Consider the following 21,336-nt stretch of genomic DNA (forward strand, 5'->3'; position numbering starts at 1 on the left):
GAGCGCATGGTCGGTACTTTTCAAATTCGGAGTTTATAAAAAGTATAAGGCCTGCGCCGGGGTTGTCAATCAAGGCGGCTCTAAGTCAACCAGTCTTCTCTTCGGGGGTGGGGCTTTCGAGGGTGAGGGGTTCTTTGGTGACGGGATGAGTCACGATCAGCCGGTGCGCGTGCAGGGCGATGCGGCCTTCCGGCAGTGTGGACTTGGCGCGGTACTTGGCGTCGCCCACCAGGGGATGCCCGATGAACGCGAGTTGGGCGCGGATCTGGTGGAAGCGCCCGGTGTGCAATTCCACTTCCAGTAAGGAGGTCCCGCCTTTTTTCTCCAGCACGGTGTAGGTGAGTTCGGCTTGTTTTGCTTCCGGCGTCGGGCGCGGGAACACCGTGGTTTTTATCGACTTTTCCTTCCTTAAATAATGCACCAGACGGTCGGTTTCTTTTTCCGGAGTGCCTTCGACCCGAGCCAGATAAAACTTGCGCGCGGTGTGGTTGCGGAACTGTTCGGACAGGCGCGATGCCGCTTTCGACGTGCGCGCGAACAGGACGACGCCGGAGACCGGCCGGTCCAGCCGGTGCACCAATCCCAAGTACACCTTTCCCGGTTTGCCGTATTCGTTTTTGATCCAGTCGCGGGTCTGGTCGAGGAGGTTGGGCGCGCCGGGGGCATCCGATTGCGTCAGCACGCCGGCCGGTTTGTCCACGGCGATAAGATGGTTGTCCACGTACAGGATGTGGAGGTCGGGGACGGCGGAATCCTTCACACCGGCAGGTTCCGTTTGGCTTCGGCTTCCTTGCCGGGCAGATAGGGCGGGGTGACGATGCCGCAGGAGATGATGAACTTGAGGCCTTCTTCCACCGTCATCGAAAGCACCGTCACGTCCTCCTTCGCCACGAAGACGAGGAAGCCGGAGGTGGGGTTCGGCGTGGTGGGCACGAACACGTTGATGAGGTCCTCGTCGGTGAGCGCCTGCACCTCGCCGCGGGTTTCGTTGGTGACGAAACCGAGCGAATAAATGCCGCGGCGCGGGAACTCGACCATCACCACCTTGCTGAAAGCCTTGGTATCGGTCTGCGCGATGGTGGTGACCACCTGTTTGGCGCCGGTGTAGATGCTCCGCACGATGGGGATCTTCTCGACGATGGTTTCCCACACCTCCACCAGCTTGGCGCCGAAGATGTTTTTGGTGAAGATGCCGATCAGGAAAATGAACAGGAGCGTCATGATGACGCCGAGGCCGGGCAGGCGGAAATCCGGCGGAATGGGCGCGCCGGCGAAGATGAGCAGTTTGGTGAACATCGGCGACAGCCAGTTGTCCAGCATCTTGAACAGGAAGTTCAGGATGAAGACGGTGAACGCGATGGGCAGGGTGACGAGGAGCCCGGTGATGAAGACGTTGCGCAGTCGCCGTTTGAAATCGGTAAACACGGAATCCCTGGAAAATGTCGGACGGCCGCGGGGCCGGGGTTGCTGTGCCCGGTGAGATGCGGCATCCGGGGGAGCGATATGGGTTTCATTATATAAAGGTGGCGAGTGGCTTGGCAAGGGGGAAGGCGAGGGAGCAAGGTCCCGAAAAAATTGGGCTTGCAGGAAAGGAAAGTTCTGGTAAGATCGGGGAAAACGAACGCAAAAACTGGAATTTGGGGCTGTGGCGCAGCTGGGAGCGCGCTTGAATGGCATTCAAGAGGTCAGGGGTTCGATCCCCCTCAGCTCCACCAGCTTGCGGCTGGACGCAACGTGGAATGGCGTTGTGTTCAGCCGCTTTTTTTATCGCGTCTTGTGGGCCGTCCGCTCAAACCCCCTCAACTCTACATTTATTTATAAAGGGTTACGGTGAAAGCCGTAACCCTTTTTTGTTTGAAGTGTCTGTGCCCACTTGCAGGGATTTTTACGGGCAAATGGCAGGGCGCGCATTCTCACCCCGTCAGCCCGGGCCCTTTCGTTAAGTTGTCAAAAGGAACGGCAGAGCCTAAATTACAAGTAAGGATAATCCGGGTTATCTGCTCAATGAGCTTTTGGAAAGGGAAGGGGGGTGAAAAAAATGATGGACTGCGGAAAAACGGGAGAGGTTGGGAAAATGAAGGAAAAAATGATGGAAGGTTTCCCGCCGGAAATGCTGATGGAGATGATGCCTGAATGCCTCGAAATGATGTTTGCAAAATTGTCTCCTGAAAAGAGAAGTCAGCTCACCAAGAAATTGTATGGCGTTTTGTCAAAACAAGGTGGCGCTGAAATGGTAAAGGGAAAGCGAAAAGGTTTGGTTGTGGATGACAGGATTGAGGAGTTGATCGCAATCGGGGCCTCGGTGACAGCTAATTGCCAGCCCTGCCTTGAATATCATGCTGGGGAAGCTAAGAAACTTGAAGCTGAAACCGAAGATATTCAGAAAGCAATTGAAATTGGACAGATGGTTAAAAAAGGGGCGATGCGAAAATACAATGAATTCTTGTCTGAATTTTTCAAGTGAAATGAACCTCATTGATACCTGTGCATGCAGGCTTTGCAACAAGGGGAAGCCAAAAGGCGGGCCAGCCTGTTAACAACCTGTTTCGAATCCTGCGATTTCTTTCTCCCCTTACAAGGGTGCTGGCACCCGGCATGGAAACTGGTTTGGGTTCGGCAACTCATTATATTTCGTAAACCGTCTCCCCGATAATCTGGCTCTACTTAACTTTAAAGGGCTTGGCGAAGACCGCCGGGCCCTTTTATTTTGGGATGTGCCCGGGGGATCGCAGGACGCGGGTTTTGGCGGGGTATCTTGAATTTGAAGTTGCGGATCGAAGGACGAGGTTATGCTTCCAGCGAGTCGGCCAGAGCGCGAAGCAGGTTGCCGCCATCCCCTTTCCAGGCGCTTCCGTGCATGCAGGCCAGAGTGGTCGGATTTTCCGCGGCAAGTTTTTCCAGAAGCGGCCGGGCGTTTTTGGTATGGGAATAGTAATCCATCTGGCGCCGGAACATCTCGCTCGGCGCGAGAATATCTTCCTCGGTAATGGCCGGGTTTTCGTGTCCCCCCTGAGTAAAAAGATCTCCGCAAAATAAGGTGCGGGATTCCATTTCCATCAAATAGCCGCATTCCCAGGAATGGGGTAGATGAGGGGTGTCGAACCATTTTACCCGGCATGTTCCTAAAGAAACCTCCTCACCATCGGCCATGGCGCGGACGGGGCGGTCGGTCATATCGCTGACGGAAACCATGGCGCCGACCTTTCCGCAAAGGGGCACGGCATTCGGAGCGGCATCCAGCCAATCGTTCAGAGATCCGCACTCGTCCGCTTCAACATGTGAAAAGGCAATGTAGCGGAGATTTTCAACCGGCATCACGCTGCCAACCGCATCGTGTACCAGCTTGAACAGTTTCTTCGGGCCGGTATGAAACAGCAACGGTTCCTTGTCGGCAATGAAGTACTGATTGAAGGAAAAGCCTCCGGATATCGTGCTGGGCGGAACCGGGGTGTTGATGCGGTAAATCCGTTTTGCAATTTCAACAATGTTCGTTCCTGATTCCTTATTGGTGATAGGCATGGCCGGCGCGGCTCCTGAAGCTTGGACTATCGGAAATTTCACAATCGTGCCTGTTGAATATAAACCGGGTTCGTTTAATTGAGAATCAAAATATATCCAACTGGTTTCAATGGCTCTTGCTGCGGGAATTGTTCAGGAAGGCATTCGAGAGGGAGAGGCTCGTTTCAGAAACCTCTGGTTTCACCCCGATCAAATAATGGAAATGAATGTGCGACAAACTGCGCGATCAAAAATTCTATTTCCTGAGTGCTGTGTTTTGAAGGACCCGAATGGGTTCGATCATCTGTGCTTTAGGAATTTGCAGGTTAGTATTTATAGCCCTCCAATGCAGAGATGCGGCTTTGTCTGGTTTGGAATCAATGGCGTGAAGGCTCTACGCCTTTCGTTCTTAGCTTTTATTGGCCACATCTTCTGCTTATCGCTTCCATTTCTAAAAAGGGAATCAGTGAAATCTGTCGCGGAATAAGAGTTTGTCCCGCCGTGATCATCTGCTTTTCCTACTGATTGCGTCTTGACGATCATCGATTCAAATGTTTATTCCTCGTGACGGCTCCGAGGCCGTGTCCATACTTATTTGAAGTTCTATCTGGAAAAGGCAGGCTCATTTGAATCTTTCCAAAAACTTATTGACTGGCGAAATGGATTTCGTGTATCGTACTTCTTCTATTATGAATTCGAGGTATTTCTATTAATTGGGCAAATTGGGAGGCACAGGTTGAGTTTTATAAATCCTGCGTGTTCTCAATAGTATCTTGATGAATAGAGGAAAAACGGTGACGCCTTCGTGGACGTTTTTAACGAATCATGCGCACGTGCTGTTGTGCCTGGCCAAAAACCCGTCTGAACGCATACGAGACATTGCGGTGGAGGTTGGCATCACGGAACGTGCCGTTCAACGCATCATTGTTGAACTGGAAGCGGACGGGTACCTGGAGCATCATCGTGACGGCAGGAGAAACGTGTACAAGGTTTTCAGCCGAAAGCCTCTGCGGCATTCCATTGAGAAACATCGGCATGTGCGCGACCTGATACGGCTTATTAATAAATAACATGACGCGAATTATCAATCCCGCATGGGACCAACTTTAGACGAGGCTGCAATTAAATCATTCTGGCTTTAATCCATTTTAATTATTGGACCTGAGAAGCTTTTGGAGGAATCCAAAGCTTAAACCGGGCAAGGACAATAATTACGCCATGACAATTCAAATTTTCATCATTCTATTTCCGCTTTTGGCGGCCATCCTCATCGGCTTCCTTGGCAAGCGCATGGAATCTCATGTGGCCAGGACGGGGGTGGTTGCAATAACGCTTTCGTTTTTTCTTTCCGCCTGGACTCTCTATGAGGTGAGTGTCCATGGGCCAATTCATATTCCGTTATGGCCGATCAACCCTGAAAGCTCTGCCGTATTCAAGTTCGGGCTTTTGATTGATCGTCTTACCGCTGTCATGATGGTATTGATCACGAGTGTCAGTACCGTCATCCATGTTTATTCGATCCGTTATTTAGAGGGCGACCCCGGTTATGCGCGGTTTTACGCCCTGTTGAGTTTCATAACCTTTGTCATACTTTCCCTGGTCAGCAGTTCGAACCTGTTCATGTTGTTTGTGTTCTGGTCGTTGTTGAGCTGGGCCCTCTACCTCATCCTCGCATTCAACTATTCGCATCCGGACGCAAGAAAGAATGCGTTTAAAACTTTCTTCGTTCATCGCATCGGGGACGTAAGCTTTCTTTTCGGAATCTTTCTGGCGTGGAAATATTTCGGCACTCTGGAGTTTGCCGGATTGTTCCAGGCGGCCACACAGCCTCAAATGATTTCGCTGTTGCCGGGGAACCTGTTCGATGTCAGTGCGGTTTCTGTGATCACGCTGTTCATTTTTGTCGGCGCGATGGCCAAATCGGCCCAATTCCCTTTGCACGTATGGTTGCCTGACACGATGGATTCGCCCACCCCGGTGTCCGCCCTCATGCATGCGGGCATTGTCAATGCGGGTGGATTTTTATTGAATCGATTGGCTCCCTTCTATGCGCTCTCGCCGACGACACTCCATGTCATTTTTGTGATTGGCGTGCTGACGGTTCTGTTCGGGGCTTCCATGATGCTGGTGCAAAACGACATCAAGAAAACCCTGGGCTTTTCGACCATGGGGCAGATGGGCTACATGATTATGGAATGCGGGCTCGGAGCCTTTGCGCTGGCCATCTTTCATTTGATCGCTCATGGTCTTTTTAAGGCAACGTTGTTTTTGAGGGCGGGGCAGGGCATTCACGAAGCCCGCAAGGAGCCGGCATTCCCGGATTCTTCCGCGCACGAACCCGTGAGGCCTCCCACTCAACTGACCTGGCTCACGGGTTTGATCCTCACGCTGATCATGCCTCTCATCATTCTTATGCTGGCGCATGACATGCTGGATGTTCCGCTGGAAGATGCGAATGGAGCCGTGATTTTTCTTTTTTTCGGCTGGGTGACGGCCTCTCAAGCCATGTTTAGCTTGTATCGCCTTCATCCGGTAGGCTCCTGGGCGGTTGTCAGCGCAATGATCGGCTCCCTGTTTTTCATCGTATTCATGTATCTGTGGGCCGGTGAGGTTTTCACGCACTTTATTTATCCTGAGCCAGGTGTGGCGGCAGGATTTTTCAAGGCCGCGGCTTTTAATCCAAAAGTCTTTGACATGCTTGTATTGATGGCCACGGTTTTGATTTTTTTGGGTTGGGTCGTTACCTATACCAATTCCAGGGGGCAGGCTATTTTTGTCAAAAGCTGGCTCCTTTCAATTCGCAATCACCTGTACATCCTTTTAATCAACCGGTTCTATCTGGACCGGGTGTATGTGCGGTGTGGCAATAACCTGTTGCGATTGGCTCAAAAAGTAGCCCATCGTTTTTAAAATACGGCTGAATAAAAATGAGTTTTGAACCTGTTTTTTCAGTAATACTCGCTCTCATCCCGCTCTTCCTGGGGGCGGCGTGGAAAGTCGCGCGCATCTCGTCCGCCAGCCTGAAGTCGATGGGGTTGGCGACGGTCGGTGTTCTGGGTGCGGGGTTGGTCCTGATGCAGTCTGTGGTTGAGGTGGATCCGTCGGTCATGCTTCTCGCCGGCGCCGTCCTTCTTTCAGGGTTTTGCGGAATTCTCGGTCAGGATGCGACGAAGCAGGACTCCGTTGCATGTGCTTCGATCCTGATTGTTCTGGGACTGGGTCTGGGTGTCCTGTTACACCAGGGACTTGTGAACCGGATTTTCTTAAGTGGCCTGCTGGGCTATGTCGCAGTCTCCCTCAGTCGCGAAAAGCGTCCGTCGTCCAGGGCGAAAGTGATGTTCCTTCACCTGGGTGTCGCCATCTTCCTTTCGTTGAGTTCCGTTTTTGGTGGAACGACCTGGGGTACGTTTGCCAGTCTGTTTCTTGCGATGACTTTCCTGCCGCTGGCTCCTCTTCATCTGCCGTTTGTGAGCGTGACGGAGAGTGCGAAGGGAACTCTTTCGAGTTTTTGGATTGTTGTTTGGCTGACCGTCGGACTGGCTGAGTTGAACATTCTTTACCCCTCGCTGACGGCGGGGATGCTCTTTGCCGTAAGCCTGTTGGCCCTGGTCAGTGCGGTCTATGCTTCTTTGGCATGTCTCGGACACCAGAAAAGCAATCTGTTTGTTGCCTCTGCGACCGTGGCCCATGTGGCGCTTGTCTGGGGACTGCTCGATGTCTTCTCCAGTTTCTCCAGGTGGGGAATTCCGTTTGGCGTGGCTCTGGCGCTGGTGATGGGGGGCGTCAGCCTCGCATTTTCGTTCGTGCGGCAGCGCTATGGATGGCAAATCATTGGCAAGCTTCCAGGATTGGCCTCTCCCATGCCTCGATTTGGGACGGCCATGATTTTCCTTGTGAGTTTCGCCATGTTTCTCCCATTGTTCTCCACCTTTTCAGGATTGCAGTTCATGTCAACAGAGGAAACTCACGATGCCGGGGTCATTATGATTCTGTTCACGTTCCTTGTGGTTTGGTTGGGGGGAGGTTGGTCTTTTTCCCAGATGCTTCATCAAACCGCTTTTGGAACGACACGTCCCGGTGTGCCCTATACGGATTTGCGAAAAGCGGAATTTGTCGCTGTATCGGCATTGCTTTTATGTGCAGGCTACAGTGGACTGATCCACTAGTGCGTCCGTCTTTTTGTTTTTTCAGGAGGTCAGCGAGTTCAAGCCATGAATCGTCTTGACGTTAAAGAAATAAATATAACCAATGAATTGCAGCGGATGGAACTGCGGTCACTCGTCAACCTGGCGGGTGAAGCTATCTCCAATTACTGGCCGATGCGAACGTTTATCCATCACAATCCGCTTCACGGATTGGAGCACCTGTCGTTTGAGGAAGCCATAAACGAGGGGCATCGGGTTTTTGGAGGTCGCGGGTATCTCTGTAATGAAGAATACCGGAATTACTTCAAACAGGGCCGGATATCTGAAGAATCCGTCAACGAAGCCCTGAAGGAGATATCGCAGGATGCGGTCATCGCCATCGGCGATCGAAAGCTTTCTCACATGGAAGTTCTGCGAGCCATCCTTCTTCATGGCACCGGAAGCGTTGCGGCCGATGTGAGTTCCGCGATTTTGGAACCCTCGCTCAGTCAACCGGAAGTGAGAAACCTGGTTAAGAAAGTCCAGGATGTTTCAAGGGACGAGGCGCGAACGAGTTCCCTGAAAGATTTCGCGAATCAGGAGCAAGAAGATATGGCGACACAGTACACCATTGGGGAATGGTGCGACCAAGCTCTTGAAACGAAGGTGCAGGATCAAATCAACGGGGAACTCATCAAGTGGTGCGGTGGCTTTCTCGATGAAGGGCATGCCACCTGGGATATGCCTTCGCGAAAGAAAACTTTTTATGGCGGATGGAAAGAGCTGGCTCAGGATGAGGTGTCCGGGTCCTTGTTGGGTATTGAGGACTGGAAAACCAAAATCCAAAAACTACCCAGTCGACCGGAAGATGCGGTGCTGGAAAGCCTGTCCCGGTTGGCCATTCCCAAAACCTTGTGGAATAACTACTTCACGTTGCAGTTGGCCCAATTGTCCGGGTGGACCGGTTTCATCAAATGGCGTGCGGACCAAACGGACTATGAGTGGCAACTTGCCTTTCCAATTGATCTGGTGCAGTACATGGCCGTCCGTCTTTTTTATGAGCGGGAGCTGGTTGCGCTGGCCTGCCGGGATAAACTGGCGATTCCCGGCACCTATCCTTCGATTCGGTCTTACCTGAACGATCATCCCATCGGGTATGGCCTCTACAAGGAATACCAAACGCGAGGACTGCCGGACGAAATACAAGATCACCTGGACCTGTCGTTGTTCATGTGGAACCCTTTGGGCATCGATGCCCTCGATCGATGCGATTCGGAATTGGTTTCAAAATGCGAACGAATCCGGAAGCGGCAGGAGGCGGATGTCCAGACTTTGACCGTAATGCATCTTGCCCGCTCACTGGCCATCCCCATGCAGGACTTTCTGAAGAGCACCCCCGACGCATTGGGCACCTTGCTGGAGTGGGTCGAGCGGTTCCCCGAATCGCGGCATGGGCCCACTTGGCTCAAGGCTTTCGAATCCAGCTACCTCAAAAGTTTTATGAAACAAATTTCCCCGAACCTGCGGAAATTGCGCAAGAGGGATGTGCTCGAGGAACAGCCGCCGGAATCGCGGCCGCTGGCCCAGGCGATTTTTTGCATCGACGTCCGTTCGGAAGGGTTTAGAAGGCACCTCGAAGAAATCGGGGGAAATGAAACCTTTGGGTTCGCCGGGTTTTTTGGGGTCCCCATATGCTATCAGGGATTTTCCAGCGAACAGCAAACGGACCAATGTCCGGTTCTTCTGAAACCCAAACACATCGTGAGAGAAATTCCTCGCGCGTATCAAGGCAAGGATGCAGAAAAATTTCTGGTACGGCAGAAACTCGCGAAGACAGGGCATGCTCTGCTGGAAGAATTGAAAGAAAACGTGATCACTCCCTATGTCATGGTCGAAGCGATCGGCTGGTTTTATGGGTTCAAGCTGTTCGGGCAAACGCTGCTTCCGCAAGGGTTTGATACGGCCATCTCGTGGCTCAAGGAACGTCTGACCATTCCCATAAACACCACATTGACGGTTGATAAAATCAGCCGGGAAGAGGCTCAGGAAATGGTGGCCTCTCAACACCGGGCGACGATCTATCGATTGTTGATCAAGCAATATGGCGGGAAGGGCGCCGCCGTTCCCCATGACCAGATTGAACGTTTGCGGAAGCTGGCGCTGGAGCAAACTCAATCCGATGTTCAGGAGAACAAGGAGCTGTACCGATTGTTGCGCTGGAAGGAATCGGATCTCGATCAATTCATTCAAGTGCTCAGACGGGATTTCAATGTTAATGAGCGGGACGTGACCCGCCGGATGCACCGAATCACACAGACCGGGTTTACGGTAACGGAACAAGCCCACTTTGTGGAAATGGCTCTGAGGATCATGGGATTCACGAAAACCTTCGCCCGCCTCGTCCTGCTTTGCGCCCATGGCAGCAGTTCGGATAACAATCCATACGAATCCGCCTTGGATTGCGGGGCCTGCGGTGGAAACCACGGAATCTCAAATGCGCGGGCCCTGGCCGTCATGGCCAACAAGCCTCAGGTTCGGGAAATATTGGCCAAGAAAGGCCTGGCAATTCCCCCCGACACTCATTTTCTTCCCGGGCAACACGATACGACCACGGATGCGGTTGAACTCTTTGACTTGGAGGATGTCCCCGCCACTCATCGAAAAGACCTGCTCAGGCTTCAGCATGACCTCAAGGAAGCGGGTGAAAATAACAGCCAGGAACGCCTCGCTCGTTTTCCGGACGAACCCGTCAAGAAAGGGATTTCTAAGGCGTCCTCGCGGACTCGGAAACGGAGTGTGGATTGGTCACAGGTTCGGCCGGAATGGGGACTGTCCAGGCATACGACTTTCATCGCGGGGCGGCGTTTGCTGACTCAAGGGATCAACCTTGAAGGCCGGGCTTTTTTACACTCCTATGATTATTCGCAGGATCCAAATGGAAAATATTTGGAAATCATCATGACCGCCCCCATGATCGTCGGCAATTGGATTAACATGGAGCATTATTTTTCTACCGTTGATCCCAATGTTTATGGGAGCGGTAGCAAGGTGTATCACAATGTGGTTGGCCGCTTGGGAGTCATGTATGGTACCCAAAGCGACCTGCGTATTGGACTTCCCATCCAAACGGTATATGATGGTGAAAAGCCTTACCATGAGCCCATGCGACTGTTCGCCATCCTTGAGGCTCCATTGGAAAGGATTACGGCCGTCATGGAGCGGCATGAATTCTTGCAGGAAATGATGAGAAATCAGTGGATCCATCTTGTCGCCTTAGATCCCGATAGCATGGAATTTTTCCTCTTTCAATCACCGAAAGATTGGAGACCTATTCATTAATAATATCTTGTTTGGGAGGATTGGGGCTTTATGAGCAGTATGGAACTTCATCCGATGAAAGAAATCAAAATCATTGTTGAGGGCGAGCACCTTCATTTTGTGACCGATATTCTTGACCGAATTCAGGCCAGCGGCTACACGATTTTCAGCAATATTTCAGGAAAAGGGCATCATGGATTCCACGAAGGCCATTTGATGTTTAATGACACGAGCAGTTTGCAGATGATCCTGACCGTTGTCCCTGAAGAGAAACTGGATCCCATTCTCTCTGCCCTCAAGCCGTTCCTGGAACGCCACTCAGGCGGTGTCTTTGTATTGGATGTCAGCGTACTGCGACGCGACCATTTCGCCCCGAAAGGATCCTGAGGCATCGCCTTTCGGCATCCCATGGCGCCTGCTCCCCTTCTTCCTCCCGGTGAGCGGGTAACTCGGGTTCGGCGCCGGGTCCGGGCTGGGCCATCTGCCTGTAACAGAAAGCACGGCTTTCGCACCCACTGCCCCCCCCTAAATATCCATTCTTACGACTCGGCCTTTCGTACCCTGGCTGTATAGAGATCGTTGGCGCACAAGCATGGAAAGGAAACCGTCGACCCGGAATCCTTTCCGCCGTTTTATGGCATCCCCTTGGTGCAGGCGGTGCCGCGGCAACGGAGATGGATCGTCCCTCCCGGTAAATGGTACGTACTGACTACCCGGTCGTTCGGGAAATGATATTCGCGTGCAAGAACGAAAGCGTCGGTCCAATCATCAGGCGGCGAGGTCAAGGGAGGCCTTGGAAACCTCAGGCTGTCGATGTGCGCCGCCACGCTGAGTCCGACCGAGGACGAATCGACGATATACAGCGGATGGGTTTTGGTGTCGGCGATCGCCTGACGCGCCGCATTCGGATACGCATCGAAGTCACCACTCGCTTTGTTCCAGATAAAAGTGCCACCCATGAACAAAAACTTCATGGCGATCATCGTGCTGAAAAGAGGAACCAGCCAGCGCCGGAATGAAAGTGCCTGTGACTGCGCCAACAACAGAACGACCAGCAGGGCACACCATGGATACAGAGGAAGGATGTAGCGGATGTTGGTAGAAGGCGCAAGCAGATAGGGAAGGTAATTCAAAATCACCAGCCATAGGGCCGTGCGTGCCAGAGGTGTTTCTTGAAAGGAAGGCAGAGCGCGCTTGCGAAAAAACCAGTAAGCCATGAGCGCGCTCCCCGGTAACAGAACGACAAAACTCTCGCCTAAGAAAACGACGCGTTCTCCCGAATAGGAACTGAGAGAGAAGAGGGGTTTCTCTCCGGCCAGCTTGGTGATCAAAACCTGCACCATGCCGGGGGTCGAGTTGGCATTCTCCACCCATCCCCACCAAACCAGGGGATACACAATGGCCAGGCCGTGTATGAAGATGGAGATGGGATTTAAAAAGACCCGGCGTTGATCCTTGGCGATGATCAGCGCGGCGAGCAGGGAAGTGGCATAAAAAACATATCCGGTGAGCGCTTTGCTCATGAACGAACCGATCAATCCAACCAGCACGCCGATCAAAAGCCACGGGCGGTTTTCATGCATGGTCAACAGCATGGAGACAATCGCCAGAAAAACAAACAAGCCGAACAGCGGGTCGGCGTAAGCCAGCCAGCCGCGGTAAAACAACACGTCACCGGAAAAGAAAAACAGGGCACCGAGAAAAGCCAGCCGTCTGTCCCGGTAAACCCGGAAGACAAACGCGAAGAAGAGAAGTCCCGTTCCAATCGTAGCCACGGCCGTAACCAGGCGCGAAGCGATCAATACATTCTCCCATCCAAGGAGGTCGGCGATGGGAATCATCAGCCAGTTTATCAATGGCGGGCGCGGGTAGGGTTCTCCATACAAGGTGGGAATTGTCCACTCGCCGCGGTGAACCATTTCCATCGATGTGATCGTGTACACGCCCTCCTCTCCCGTGTAGGGCAGAAACAGGGTTGGGATGAAGCTCAAAACAGCCAAAGCCAGCAGAATCCGATAGTGCGTTGAATCCGGCGATGAATGGGAAATGGCTGTTGGAGTTGGCATGAACCGGTCTGCCTAGGTATGCAGGATCATTTGGGTGATCACCACGTAACGACCCAGCTTGCCCGCCGTGACCAGCAGGAGGAACGTCACAAGATTCACGCGCAACACCCCTGCCGCGACGGTGAGCGGGTCGCCGATCACCGGCACCCAGGCAAAAAGAAGCGAAGCGGTGCCGTATTTTTCATACCGCGCCAGTGCGGCGTCGATGTCTTGTTTGGAAGTTGAGGAAAGTTTTCGTTGGTACACTTCCATTCCGCCGTAACCCAATCCGTAATTCACCACCGAGCCCACAACGTTGCCGAAAGTCGCGACCGCCACCAGTGCAGTGGGGTCCATACCGTTGATGAGCAACGCGCCCAGCACCACCTCGGAACTGAAAGGAAGAATCGTGGCCGCAAGAAACGCCGCGGCGAATAAACCGAAATAGCCGAATTCTATTAGAGATTCCAAAGGAAATGTTCTGTGTGCGATTGCTGACGTCTGGTCTGGATCATGGGGTTGGCGAAAGCCATGTCTGGACCCAAACCGGATATTCCCGATTATGGTACTTGATCCCGTCAAAACTTGGTAGCGATGTCCGCTTGGTATGGGATTCCGGTCTGATCGGAAGAGAGACGATCGGCCTGGAGGGGGAGGGTGGTTTTTGGGCCGAAAGGTATGGCGGGGCCGCCTGCGCTCGGGACGCAAGCGAACCCCGCCGCATGTTCATTCGGTGATGAAAGAAACCTTTACCGGAGTGGGATTGGTGACGACGTCGAAGACGGGAGAATGTTCGACCAGCTTTTGAAGCTTCTCTTTGTCTGCATCCGACTTCACTTTGAAGTTGATACGGATTTCCTGGTAGCCCTTGCGCACCGCCGGATCGAGGTCAAGAAAACCACGCAGGTCAATGTCTCCCTCATACTCGGATTCCACTTTTTCCAGATTGATGCCTGCTGCCGCCGCATGGTAAGCGAGGGAAGTGGTCATGCAGGAGGAAAGAGCGGTCAGCAGGTACTCGACCGGATTGGCACCCTCCCCCTTGCCCAACAACACCGGAGGCTCGTCCGCCTGGAACCGGAAGGGTTTTTCGTGCTTGTGTTCCTGGCAGGTGCCGTAGAACCCGTCCAAGTCCACCTCGTTCTGTGAGCCGTTTTTCCAGGTGTTCTTCGCGCGGAACTTGAACTTCGCCAGGTCCGGTTGCTCACTGACGGCCTGAATGGTTTCCTGCAAGCGGGTTACGTTGACGCCGTTCGTGATCGTTTCGTTTTGCACGGTTTGAATTGACATGACATTTTTCCCCTTCAGCAATGAAGTTAAAATTAATTAACTAGTTAGTTAATATTGGGTGCAAAAAAAATCATTCCTCAATGAGATTCCCGATGGCCTTCACGGCCCGGTCCAGAGGCCAGGATTCGCGGTACTCCTGACCGGCCATGATCGCTCCGCACAGGATCAGGTAATAGGTATCGGCTATCTGTTTCACGTTTATGGTCTTGTATTTCGGGTCGGAAGATTTCAGGTGCTTCACGCCTTCGGAGATCAACTCCCGGAACGCGTCGATGTACACCCGGGCTTCGTTCACGAGTTTATTGCCACCGCCGGGAAACTCCGAAATGAGGTTGAAGTACCCACAACCCCGGTAATCGGTTTTGAGCATGGCATCGCGAACATAATTCATTGGCCCCATGTACCGTGCCTTGGGAGTGGCCGCGTTGAGCATGGTTTCCTGAAGTGTTTCCAAATCCTCCTTTCTTTTATTTTTCAGGTAAACCAGACACAAATCCTCCTTGGTGGAAAAATGCGTGTAAACCGTAGGCCGGGAGACCCCCGACTTTTCGATCACCTGGTCGATGGTCGTGGCCTGATAGCCCTGCTGGTAAAAGAGATCGGAAGCCGCTTGAACGATTTTATCTTTGGCGTTGGAACGGGAACGTTTCATGGTGGAACCACTATAAACTTAACTAATCAGTTAGTCAAATAAAAAAGCGGGGGTTCCGGAGACCGCGTGCCGGGTCGTGGAAGGGGCCTGAAAATAATGACTTGCATGCCAGGCTGCGATGGAGGCGGCCGGCCAATTCCCTCAAAACGTGGCGAACGGCCCGGGTATTTGCTTCCCGGCACCCGTGGGCGGGGCCTTGTAAGACGAAACAATGGACATTTCAGAACAATGGATTACTATTGGAGTACCACCGGTTCCTTGAAAAGAATGTTGAGCATCATTTTGTTCCACTGCGAAAAATTTTGGTGACTGCCCGTGGCCCCTCAACCGGTATTCAAACGTTTCACTTTCGCAAACTGGCGCGGCGATATGGCTGGCGGCATTTCCGCCGGCATCGTGGGCATTCCTCTGGCGCTGGCGTTTGGAGCCCAATCCGGACTGGGGCCGGTTGCCGGATTTTACGGCGCCATCGCCTTGAGCCTGTTCGCCTCGGTATGCGGCGGCACCCCCACCCAGATCAGCGGCCCCACCGGCCCGATGATCGTCGTCGCCGCGCTCGTGGTCAGCGGTGCCATCGAACATGCAGGCAGTCTGGAACTGGCCTATCCCACCATCATCGCCACCTTCTTTTTCGCCGGGCTGATGCAGGCCCTGTTCGGATTTTTAAAATTCGGCAAATACATCCGCTATATTCCATACCCCGTGGTCTCCGGTTTCATGACGGGAATCGGGGTCATCATCATCCTTCTGCAGATTTTTCCGCTGGTGGGGAAGGAGTCGCCCAAGGGCATCCACAACATCCTGCGCCAACTTCCCGAAGTGTTTTCCGATTTCAATTACGAAGCCGCCGGACTGGGCCTGGTCACGGTGGCCATCATCTTCCTGTTCCCGAAAATCACCCGCACCGTGCCCAACATTCTTCTGGCGCTGGTCGCGGTATCCGTGCTTGCCGTATGGACGGATTTTCGCGTGGTCAACATCGGCGCGATCCCTTCCCAGCTTCCGGAGTTCAAGCTGAGTCTTCTGCTGAGCTGGGAGAATATGGATCTGAAGTTGATTTTTTATTCCGGCATCACGCTGGCGCTGTTGGGAAGCATCGATTCCCTCCTCACCTCCGTCATTGCGGATAACGTGACCAAGACCAAGCACGACAGCAACCAGGAGTTGATCGGGCAGGGACTGGGCAATATGGCGGCGGCGTCCATCGGCGGCATCCCCGGCGCGGGCACGACGATGTCCACCCTCGTCAACACCAACTCCGGCGCGCGGACGCGGCTTTCCGGCGTGGTGCACGGTTTGTCCTTGATCCTGGTCCTGGTGGTGGCGGGCCCCTGGGTGTCCCGCATTCCCGTACCGGTGTTGGCGGGCATCCTGGTGACGGTGGGCATCGGCATCATCGACTACAAGGGATTGAAACACATCAAACGCCTCCCCAGGGAGGAAACGCTTGTCATGATCGCGGTGTTGTCGATGACCATCTTCGCCGATCTCATCCAGGCCGTGGCGCTGGGCATGATCCTGTCGTCCATCCTGTTCATGAAAAAAATGGGGGACCTGGCCGAAACGCAGACGGAAGTCATGTCGCTGGGGTCTTATTCCAATTCACAGGATTCGTCCCCGGATGAGACCGTCTGTCTGACGCCCGAATTGTCCGAGGCGGTTTTCATCAAGCGTCTGCGCGGCCCGCTGTTTTTCGGGTTTGCCATGACGTTTCAGGATATCGCCAAACAGTTTCAGGGGATCCACATTGTCATTCTTAAAATGAAGGAAGTGCCGTTCATCGACCAGACCGGACTGTTCGCCATGGAGGAGGTGGTTCTGGATTTGAAAAGCCGTGGAATCACCGTGTTCATTTGCGGCCTGCAGGACCAGCCACATGACATGCTCATGAAGATCGACATGATTCCCAGTCTGATTCCTGAAAACTTTTTGTTTCCAGAACTCGCGGATTGCGTCGATTACCTGAGCCGTAGGAAAACTCTGAAATTCTCCGAAGACGATTAAAATCCATTGTCATTCGCATCGCTTTAAGAGAAGCTAAAGAAGTTCCTCAATAGCCGTTTCTGCATTGGACTTTAATTTTCAGGAAACGAATCATGTCCGTCACCATCTACCACAATCCGAAGTGCAGTAAATCACGCGCCACGCTGGAGTTGCTGAGGGGAAAAGGCATCGAACCCGAGATCATCGAATATCTCAAAACCCCTCCGTCGGCGGATACGTTGCAGAGCATCCTCGAAAAACTGGGCTTGTCACCGCGCGAGTTCATGCGCAAGAAAGAAGATGAGTACGAGGAGTTGGAACTCGACAATCCCACGTTGACCGACCATGAACTGATTGCCTTCATGGTTCAGAATCCCAGCCTCATCGAGCGTCCGATCGTCATCGCCAACGGCAAGGCCGCGCTCGGCCGTCCCCCGGAACAGGTCCTGGATATTCTGTAAGGAGCCAGAGGCAGGGTCGGAGCATGCGGTCTCAATCCGTCTTGACCGGCTCGCGAAGGCGTATCATCACGTTGTAGCCCGGGATGGGCTGGTCGTTTTCCATCCGCACCACCGTGTCCTGAAATCGTTCGCAGATGAAGCCGTGCTCGTTTGCCACTGTTTCGATGTAGCTTCGGGAGTGGGCGTAGCGCCCCGTGGGCTGAAGAACGAAATCCCCGCCATCCACTTTTTCCACCGAGAACAGAAACCATGCGGAGGGCAGGGCGTGTTCCCGCACGGCCTTGAACAGCGGCGTGAGATTGCCGATATACACCAGCACGTCGGCGGCGATGAACAGGTCGTACTGCACCGGCGACCGGTTCAGAAAATCGACCAGGCCTTCCTCGAACAGTGCATCGTAGATGTTTTTCTCGCGGGCCTTCTGCACCATCCTGCCGGAGAGGTCCACCCCCATCAGTCGTTGCGTGCGCGACCGGAACGCCTCGCCGGAAAGCCCGGTGCCGCAACCCAGGTCGATGGCGCGCTCGAATTGTTTCTCCGGCGCAACCGCCGCGTCCAGCAGTTGCCGCAGTTCTTTCGGGGACTGGTATTTGAGGGAGAGCACCAGCCTTTTCTCAAACTCCGGCGCCGCCTTGTCGAACAGCCGCGTGACATATTCCGGCGGAGCCGTGTCCGTGGTGGTGCCGTCCAGCGAATCGACCATGTGCCGCGCTGTTTGGATGGAGGGATCCAGCGACAGCGCGGTTTTGTATGCCTCGTGCGCCCGGTCCATCTGTTTCAGCGCATGGTAAACGTTTCCGAGATTGTTGAACGCTTTGGAGAAACCCGGGTTGATTTTCACCGCTTCCTGGTAAGAAGCGAGCGCCTGCTCGTGGTCGCCCAATGATTCGTGCAGGTTCGCCAGGTTGAAGTGCGCATCCGCAAACCGGGGATCGATCTTCAGTGCCTGTTGATAGGCTTTCACTGCCGCCTCAGGCTCACCGCATTCCCGCAACATGATGCCGAGGTTGTTCCACGCGTGGACATGCCGGGGATTCAGGGTGACGGTGCGCTCGAACTGCCGCTTCCCGCCTTCGACATCCCCCATCGTGGACAGCGCGTTGCCCAGATTGAACGGGTAATCTGGATCGGTGGGATCGATCTCCGCCGCTTGGCGAAAGGCATCGGCGGCGCGTTCGTTGTTGCCCCATTCCAGCTCCACCAGGCCGAGGTTGAACCAGGCCGGGTCGAGCCTGTCGTTGATCTCGATGGCTTTCCGGTAAGCCTCTGCGGCCTCTTCCAGTCGTCCCCGTTCGCGCAGGACTTTCCCCAGGTTGTAATGCGCTTCGGAAAATCCGTCGTTCACTGCCAGGGCGCGTCGGATCAGGGTCTCCGCTTCCGCACTGTTTCCTTCCTGAAACGCAAGCACACCCAATATATGCAGTGCGTCGAAGTGGTTGGCGTCGAGTTCCAATACCTGTTGCAAAAGCGTCCGGGCAGATTCCAGCCGTTGCGCATTCAACGCCTGCGCCGTTTCCTGAAGGAGTTGGTCGATAGTAGGCTGGGAGTTTTGCAAAACGGATCCTATTTCAAATATTCGCCTGCACGACGGCCGATTCGAAATCGGCAAAATATCCATTATTCTGATTTTTTGAAGGATGACAAGGGAAACAAGAGGTAGATAGATGATGTCAGGCTTGAAAGATGCCAACAGCCTGTTTGGATTTAAATAATATTTTGCCGGGTCAAATTGCTGAATTACACTTGGTGGAAACGAGATGATCAACGATGAAGAGGAGTTGTCATGCTTATGAAGCCAAAAGCAGGATTTTCCGTGATTGCCTGCCTGTTTGCCGTGTTGTTTTATCAGTCGGTTTTCGCTCATGGCATGAGTGAGGCCGAAAAAAACGCGATCGTCGAAGGGGGGAACCTTCAGTTCATTTGGCTGGGAGCGAGCCACATGCTCACCGGGTTCGATCACCTTTTGTTTGTATTTGGATTTGTGTTTTTTCTGACCACCTTCATGGATGTGGTCAAGTATGTCACAGCCTTCACATTGGGGCACAGCGTCACTCTCATATCAGCGACATTGATGGGCGTCACCGCTAATTATTATTTGATCGATGCGGTCATTGCCCTCAGCGTGTGTTACATCGGATTTGAAAATACCGGCGGGTTCCGCAAGTATTTTGAAAAATCGCCAAACCTTCTTCTCGCAGTTTTTCTGTTCGGTTTCATTCACGGATTCGGCCTTTCCACCCGCTTGCAGGAATTGCCGCTTGGCGAGGAGGGGATTCTTCTGAAAATCCTTTCATTCAACCTGGGCATCGAACTGGGGCAGATCGGCGCCTTGGGCCTCATGTTGGCCCTGCTGTTCAAGTGGAGGCGCACCCGCTCGTTTCTGCAAATCAGCTCGGTCTCGAACCACGCCCTCATTGCGGCCGGGCTTTTCTTTTTTCTTATGCAGATGCACGGGTACTCCCATGCCGTCAACCCGGATGAGTTCGGGTTCCCGGCGGACAGCCATTTTCATGCCCACGAAGCCATGGGAAGCCAGTCTCAATCCCAACCCATTTTCCCGGGAAGCGAATACATGACGGATATGAAAGGTGCCGCTGTGGGCCAGCCCGCCGGAGAATGACGCCATTGAAAGGTTTGCTCCCCGCCGGTTCGGTTCGCGTCCAGCTACGGGCTTCAACCCTTTGTTCATCAACCGAATTGGCGGAAGGCGTGAAGCAGGGGAAACAGGGTTTCCATCATGCCTGCCGGGGCTTTTTGAATTTTCTGCCCTCAATCCATTCCTTCCCCTTTTGCAACTGCTTCGGGTCCGCCTCGGCATTCACTTGGTCCACCAGGTTGGACAGCTTGACCTTGTCCAGTTCGCGGCGCCACACCTTCTCGGCATTCCACATGGCGGAGGCGATCAGGCATGGCCGGTTGTACGACGCACTTTGAGTCAGGGCGCTTGGGCCTCGCCGGCGAATCTCGTCACATTCGAAGCAGGAATCGCTTCCTTCAATCGACAGCACGATGTCGAGCAGGGAAATGGTGTGCGGAGGCCTGGCGAGCTGGTAGCCGCCGTTGGGGCCGGGCACGGTTTTCAGAATGCCGTCGCTGGAAAGCGTTTGCAGGGCCTTGGCGAGATAGGGGTGCGGCACATCGTGGAATTCCGCCAGGTCCTTGCCGGTCAGGTGAAGGTCGCGCGGCAAACCGGCAAGCACGGTACAGCAATGAATGGCCCATTCCACGGTGGAGCTGATTTTCATGGCGCAACTATAGTATGGCCTGGTTGGCGAATCAATGTCCGGGCGGAGAACCCGGCAAACCCTGAGCTTGCAATCTGCCCTTAATTATGGATATATTATATCCGTAATTTATTTATGTATCCATCTTCCTTTATATAAGGAGACACCATGAGTTTGCGTTTGGATTACCGGCGTATTGGCGCCAAGGCTTTGGAAGCCCTGATGGGGGTGGAGCAATATCTGGAAAAAACCGGCCTCGATCCCAAACTGCGGGGATTGATCTACCTGCGGGCCTCGCAGATCAATGGTTGTGCGTTTTGTGTGAACATGCACTACGGAGAATTAAAAAAGGCGGGCGTGCCGGAAGCGCACATCAATTTGGTGTCCGTGTGGCGGGAGTCTCCCTGTTTCAGTGAAAAGGAGCGGGCGGTGCTGGCGTGGACCGAAACGGTGACGCGCCTGAGCGAAACGCATGTTCCCGACGCGGAGTTCGAACGCGTGCGCGCCCAGTTCACCGATGCGGAGCTGGTGGACATGACGGTGTCCATCGCCCAGATCAACGTCTGGAACCGGCTCGCCGTCTCCTTCCGCGCGGAACCGCACATGACAGCCGCCGGGGCCTGAGACAAGTGGGCTTACCAGCCCTATCTCCTTATAAAATTAGGGGAAAGGTGCATTGTGGGCTTCGCCCGGGTGCCCCTGCCGGCGGTTACGGCGCCTGCATTCCGTTTTAGAATAGAA

19 protein-coding genes and 1 tRNA gene are annotated in these 21,336 nt (G+C 53.6%); 11 read left to right on the plus strand and 9 right to left on the minus strand.

What is annotated here, in order from left to right; all coding sequences use genetic code 11:
* Positions 1 to 85 precede the first annotated feature (85 nt).
* Both J2S31_RS03880 and J2S31_RS03885 read right to left on the minus strand, forming a co-directional pair.
* Complete coding sequence (locus J2S31_RS03880; protein ID WP_237097750.1) at positions 86 to 760, minus strand: RluA family pseudouridine synthase; 675 nt, start codon at positions 758 to 760, stop codon at positions 86 to 88.
* The gene (locus J2S31_RS03885) at positions 757 to 1,425 is read right to left on the minus strand and encodes a DUF502 domain-containing protein (protein ID WP_237097751.1); all 669 of its coding nucleotides are present in this window, start codon (positions 1,423 to 1,425) and stop codon (positions 757 to 759) included. Before J2S31_RS03885 ends, J2S31_RS03880 begins: the two co-directional genes overlap by 4 nt.
* Before the next feature lie 214 nt (positions 1,426 to 1,639).
* Between J2S31_RS03885 and J2S31_RS03890 the strand changes: the two genes are divergently transcribed.
* Both J2S31_RS03890 and J2S31_RS03895 read left to right on the plus strand, forming a co-directional pair.
* Positions 1,640 to 1,715: transfer RNA gene (locus J2S31_RS03890), tRNA-Ala, on the plus strand.
* Between the two features lie 323 nt (positions 1,716 to 2,038).
* Positions 2,039 to 2,464, plus strand: a complete 426-nt coding sequence (locus J2S31_RS03895) for a carboxymuconolactone decarboxylase family protein (RefSeq protein WP_237099889.1) — start codon at positions 2,039 to 2,041, stop codon at positions 2,462 to 2,464.
* Between the two features lie 323 nt (positions 2,465 to 2,787).
* On the opposite strand, the gene J2S31_RS03900 is transcribed toward J2S31_RS03895, so the two are convergent.
* A complete protein-coding gene (locus J2S31_RS03900; RefSeq protein ID WP_237097752.1) occupies positions 2,788 to 3,519 on the minus strand; it encodes a hypothetical protein in 732 nt (243 codons plus the stop codon).
* A 755-nt stretch (positions 3,520 to 4,274) separates the two neighbouring features.
* Between J2S31_RS03900 and J2S31_RS03905 the strand changes: the two genes are divergently transcribed.
* The 5 genes from J2S31_RS03905 (at position 4,275) to J2S31_RS03925 (ending at position 11,327) form a co-directional block, all read left to right on the plus strand.
* Complete coding sequence (locus tag J2S31_RS03905) at positions 4,275 to 4,568, plus strand: helix-turn-helix transcriptional regulator (protein WP_272908559.1); 294 nt, start codon at positions 4,275 to 4,277, stop codon at positions 4,566 to 4,568.
* A 148-nt stretch (positions 4,569 to 4,716) separates the two neighbouring features.
* Entirely contained in the window at positions 4,717 to 6,408 is a 1,692-nt protein-coding gene (locus J2S31_RS03910; protein ID WP_237097754.1) for an NADH-quinone oxidoreductase subunit 5 family protein, read from the plus strand.
* A 17-nt stretch (positions 6,409 to 6,425) separates the two neighbouring features.
* Positions 6,426 to 7,664 (plus strand): hypothetical protein, encoded by a 1,239-nt coding sequence (locus tag J2S31_RS03915; protein ID WP_237097755.1) that lies wholly within the window; start codon positions 6,426 to 6,428, stop codon positions 7,662 to 7,664.
* 45 nt (positions 7,665 to 7,709) lie between these two features.
* On the plus strand, positions 7,710 to 10,961 hold the full coding sequence (locus J2S31_RS03920) for a DUF2309 domain-containing protein (protein ID WP_237097756.1): 3,252 nt from the start codon (positions 7,710 to 7,712) through the stop codon (positions 10,959 to 10,961).
* A gap of 30 nt (positions 10,962 to 10,991) precedes the next feature.
* A complete protein-coding gene (locus tag J2S31_RS03925) occupies positions 10,992 to 11,327 on the plus strand; it encodes a P-II family nitrogen regulator (protein WP_237097757.1) in 336 nt (111 codons plus the stop codon).
* A gap of 245 nt (positions 11,328 to 11,572) precedes the next feature.
* On the opposite strand, the gene J2S31_RS03930 is transcribed toward J2S31_RS03925, so the two are convergent.
* The 4 genes from J2S31_RS03930 to J2S31_RS03945 form a co-directional block, all read right to left on the minus strand.
* Complete coding sequence (locus J2S31_RS03930; RefSeq protein ID WP_237097758.1) at positions 11,573 to 13,006, minus strand: ArnT family glycosyltransferase; 1,434 nt, start codon at positions 13,004 to 13,006, stop codon at positions 11,573 to 11,575.
* A 12-nt stretch (positions 13,007 to 13,018) separates the two neighbouring features.
* A complete protein-coding gene (locus J2S31_RS03935; protein ID WP_237097759.1) occupies positions 13,019 to 13,456 on the minus strand; it encodes a YqaA family protein in 438 nt (145 codons plus the stop codon).
* 255 nt (positions 13,457 to 13,711) lie between these two features.
* A complete protein-coding gene (locus J2S31_RS03940) occupies positions 13,712 to 14,275 on the minus strand; it encodes an OsmC family protein (protein WP_237097760.1) in 564 nt (187 codons plus the stop codon).
* A 70-nt stretch (positions 14,276 to 14,345) separates the two neighbouring features.
* On the minus strand, positions 14,346 to 14,927 hold the full coding sequence (locus J2S31_RS03945; protein WP_237097761.1) for a TetR/AcrR family transcriptional regulator: 582 nt from the start codon (positions 14,925 to 14,927) through the stop codon (positions 14,346 to 14,348).
* Positions 14,928 to 15,296: 369 nt separating this feature from the next.
* Between J2S31_RS03945 and J2S31_RS03950 the strand changes: the two genes are divergently transcribed.
* Together J2S31_RS03950 and arsC are read left to right on the plus strand one after the other, a co-directional pair.
* A complete protein-coding gene (locus J2S31_RS03950; protein ID WP_237097762.1) occupies positions 15,297 to 16,931 on the plus strand; it encodes a SulP family inorganic anion transporter in 1,635 nt (544 codons plus the stop codon).
* A gap of 92 nt (positions 16,932 to 17,023) precedes the next feature.
* On the plus strand, positions 17,024 to 17,371 hold the full coding sequence (gene arsC / locus J2S31_RS03955; RefSeq protein ID WP_237097763.1) for an arsenate reductase (glutaredoxin): 348 nt from the start codon (positions 17,024 to 17,026) through the stop codon (positions 17,369 to 17,371).
* A gap of 31 nt (positions 17,372 to 17,402) precedes the next feature.
* On the opposite strand, the gene J2S31_RS03960 is transcribed toward arsC, so the two are convergent.
* Positions 17,403 to 18,926 carry a tetratricopeptide repeat protein gene (locus tag J2S31_RS03960; protein WP_237097764.1) on the minus strand — a complete coding sequence of 508 codons (1,524 nt, stop codon included), beginning with the start codon at positions 18,924 to 18,926 and terminating at the stop codon, positions 17,403 to 17,405.
* Between the two features lie 234 nt (positions 18,927 to 19,160).
* Here J2S31_RS03960 and J2S31_RS03965 point away from each other — a divergent pair, with 234 nt between their 5' ends.
* Positions 19,161 to 19,991 carry a HupE/UreJ family protein gene (locus J2S31_RS03965; RefSeq protein ID WP_237097765.1) on the plus strand — a complete coding sequence of 277 codons (831 nt, stop codon included), beginning with the start codon at positions 19,161 to 19,163 and terminating at the stop codon, positions 19,989 to 19,991.
* Positions 19,992 to 20,106: 115 nt separating this feature from the next.
* Here J2S31_RS03965 and J2S31_RS03970 read toward each other — a convergent pair whose 3' ends face one another.
* Positions 20,107 to 20,616 (minus strand): RrF2 family transcriptional regulator, encoded by a 510-nt coding sequence (locus J2S31_RS03970; protein WP_237097766.1) that lies wholly within the window; start codon positions 20,614 to 20,616, stop codon positions 20,107 to 20,109.
* 147 nt (positions 20,617 to 20,763) lie between these two features.
* Here J2S31_RS03970 and J2S31_RS03975 point away from each other — a divergent pair, with 147 nt between their 5' ends.
* Positions 20,764 to 21,219 (plus strand): carboxymuconolactone decarboxylase family protein, encoded by a 456-nt coding sequence (locus J2S31_RS03975; RefSeq protein ID WP_237097767.1) that lies wholly within the window; start codon positions 20,764 to 20,766, stop codon positions 21,217 to 21,219.
* Positions 21,220 to 21,336 lie beyond the last annotated feature (117 nt).

It is taken from the genome of Nitrospina gracilis Nb-211 (assembly GCF_021845525.1).
Taxonomy (GTDB): domain Bacteria; phylum Nitrospinota; class Nitrospinia; order Nitrospinales; family Nitrospinaceae; genus Nitrospina; species Nitrospina gracilis_A.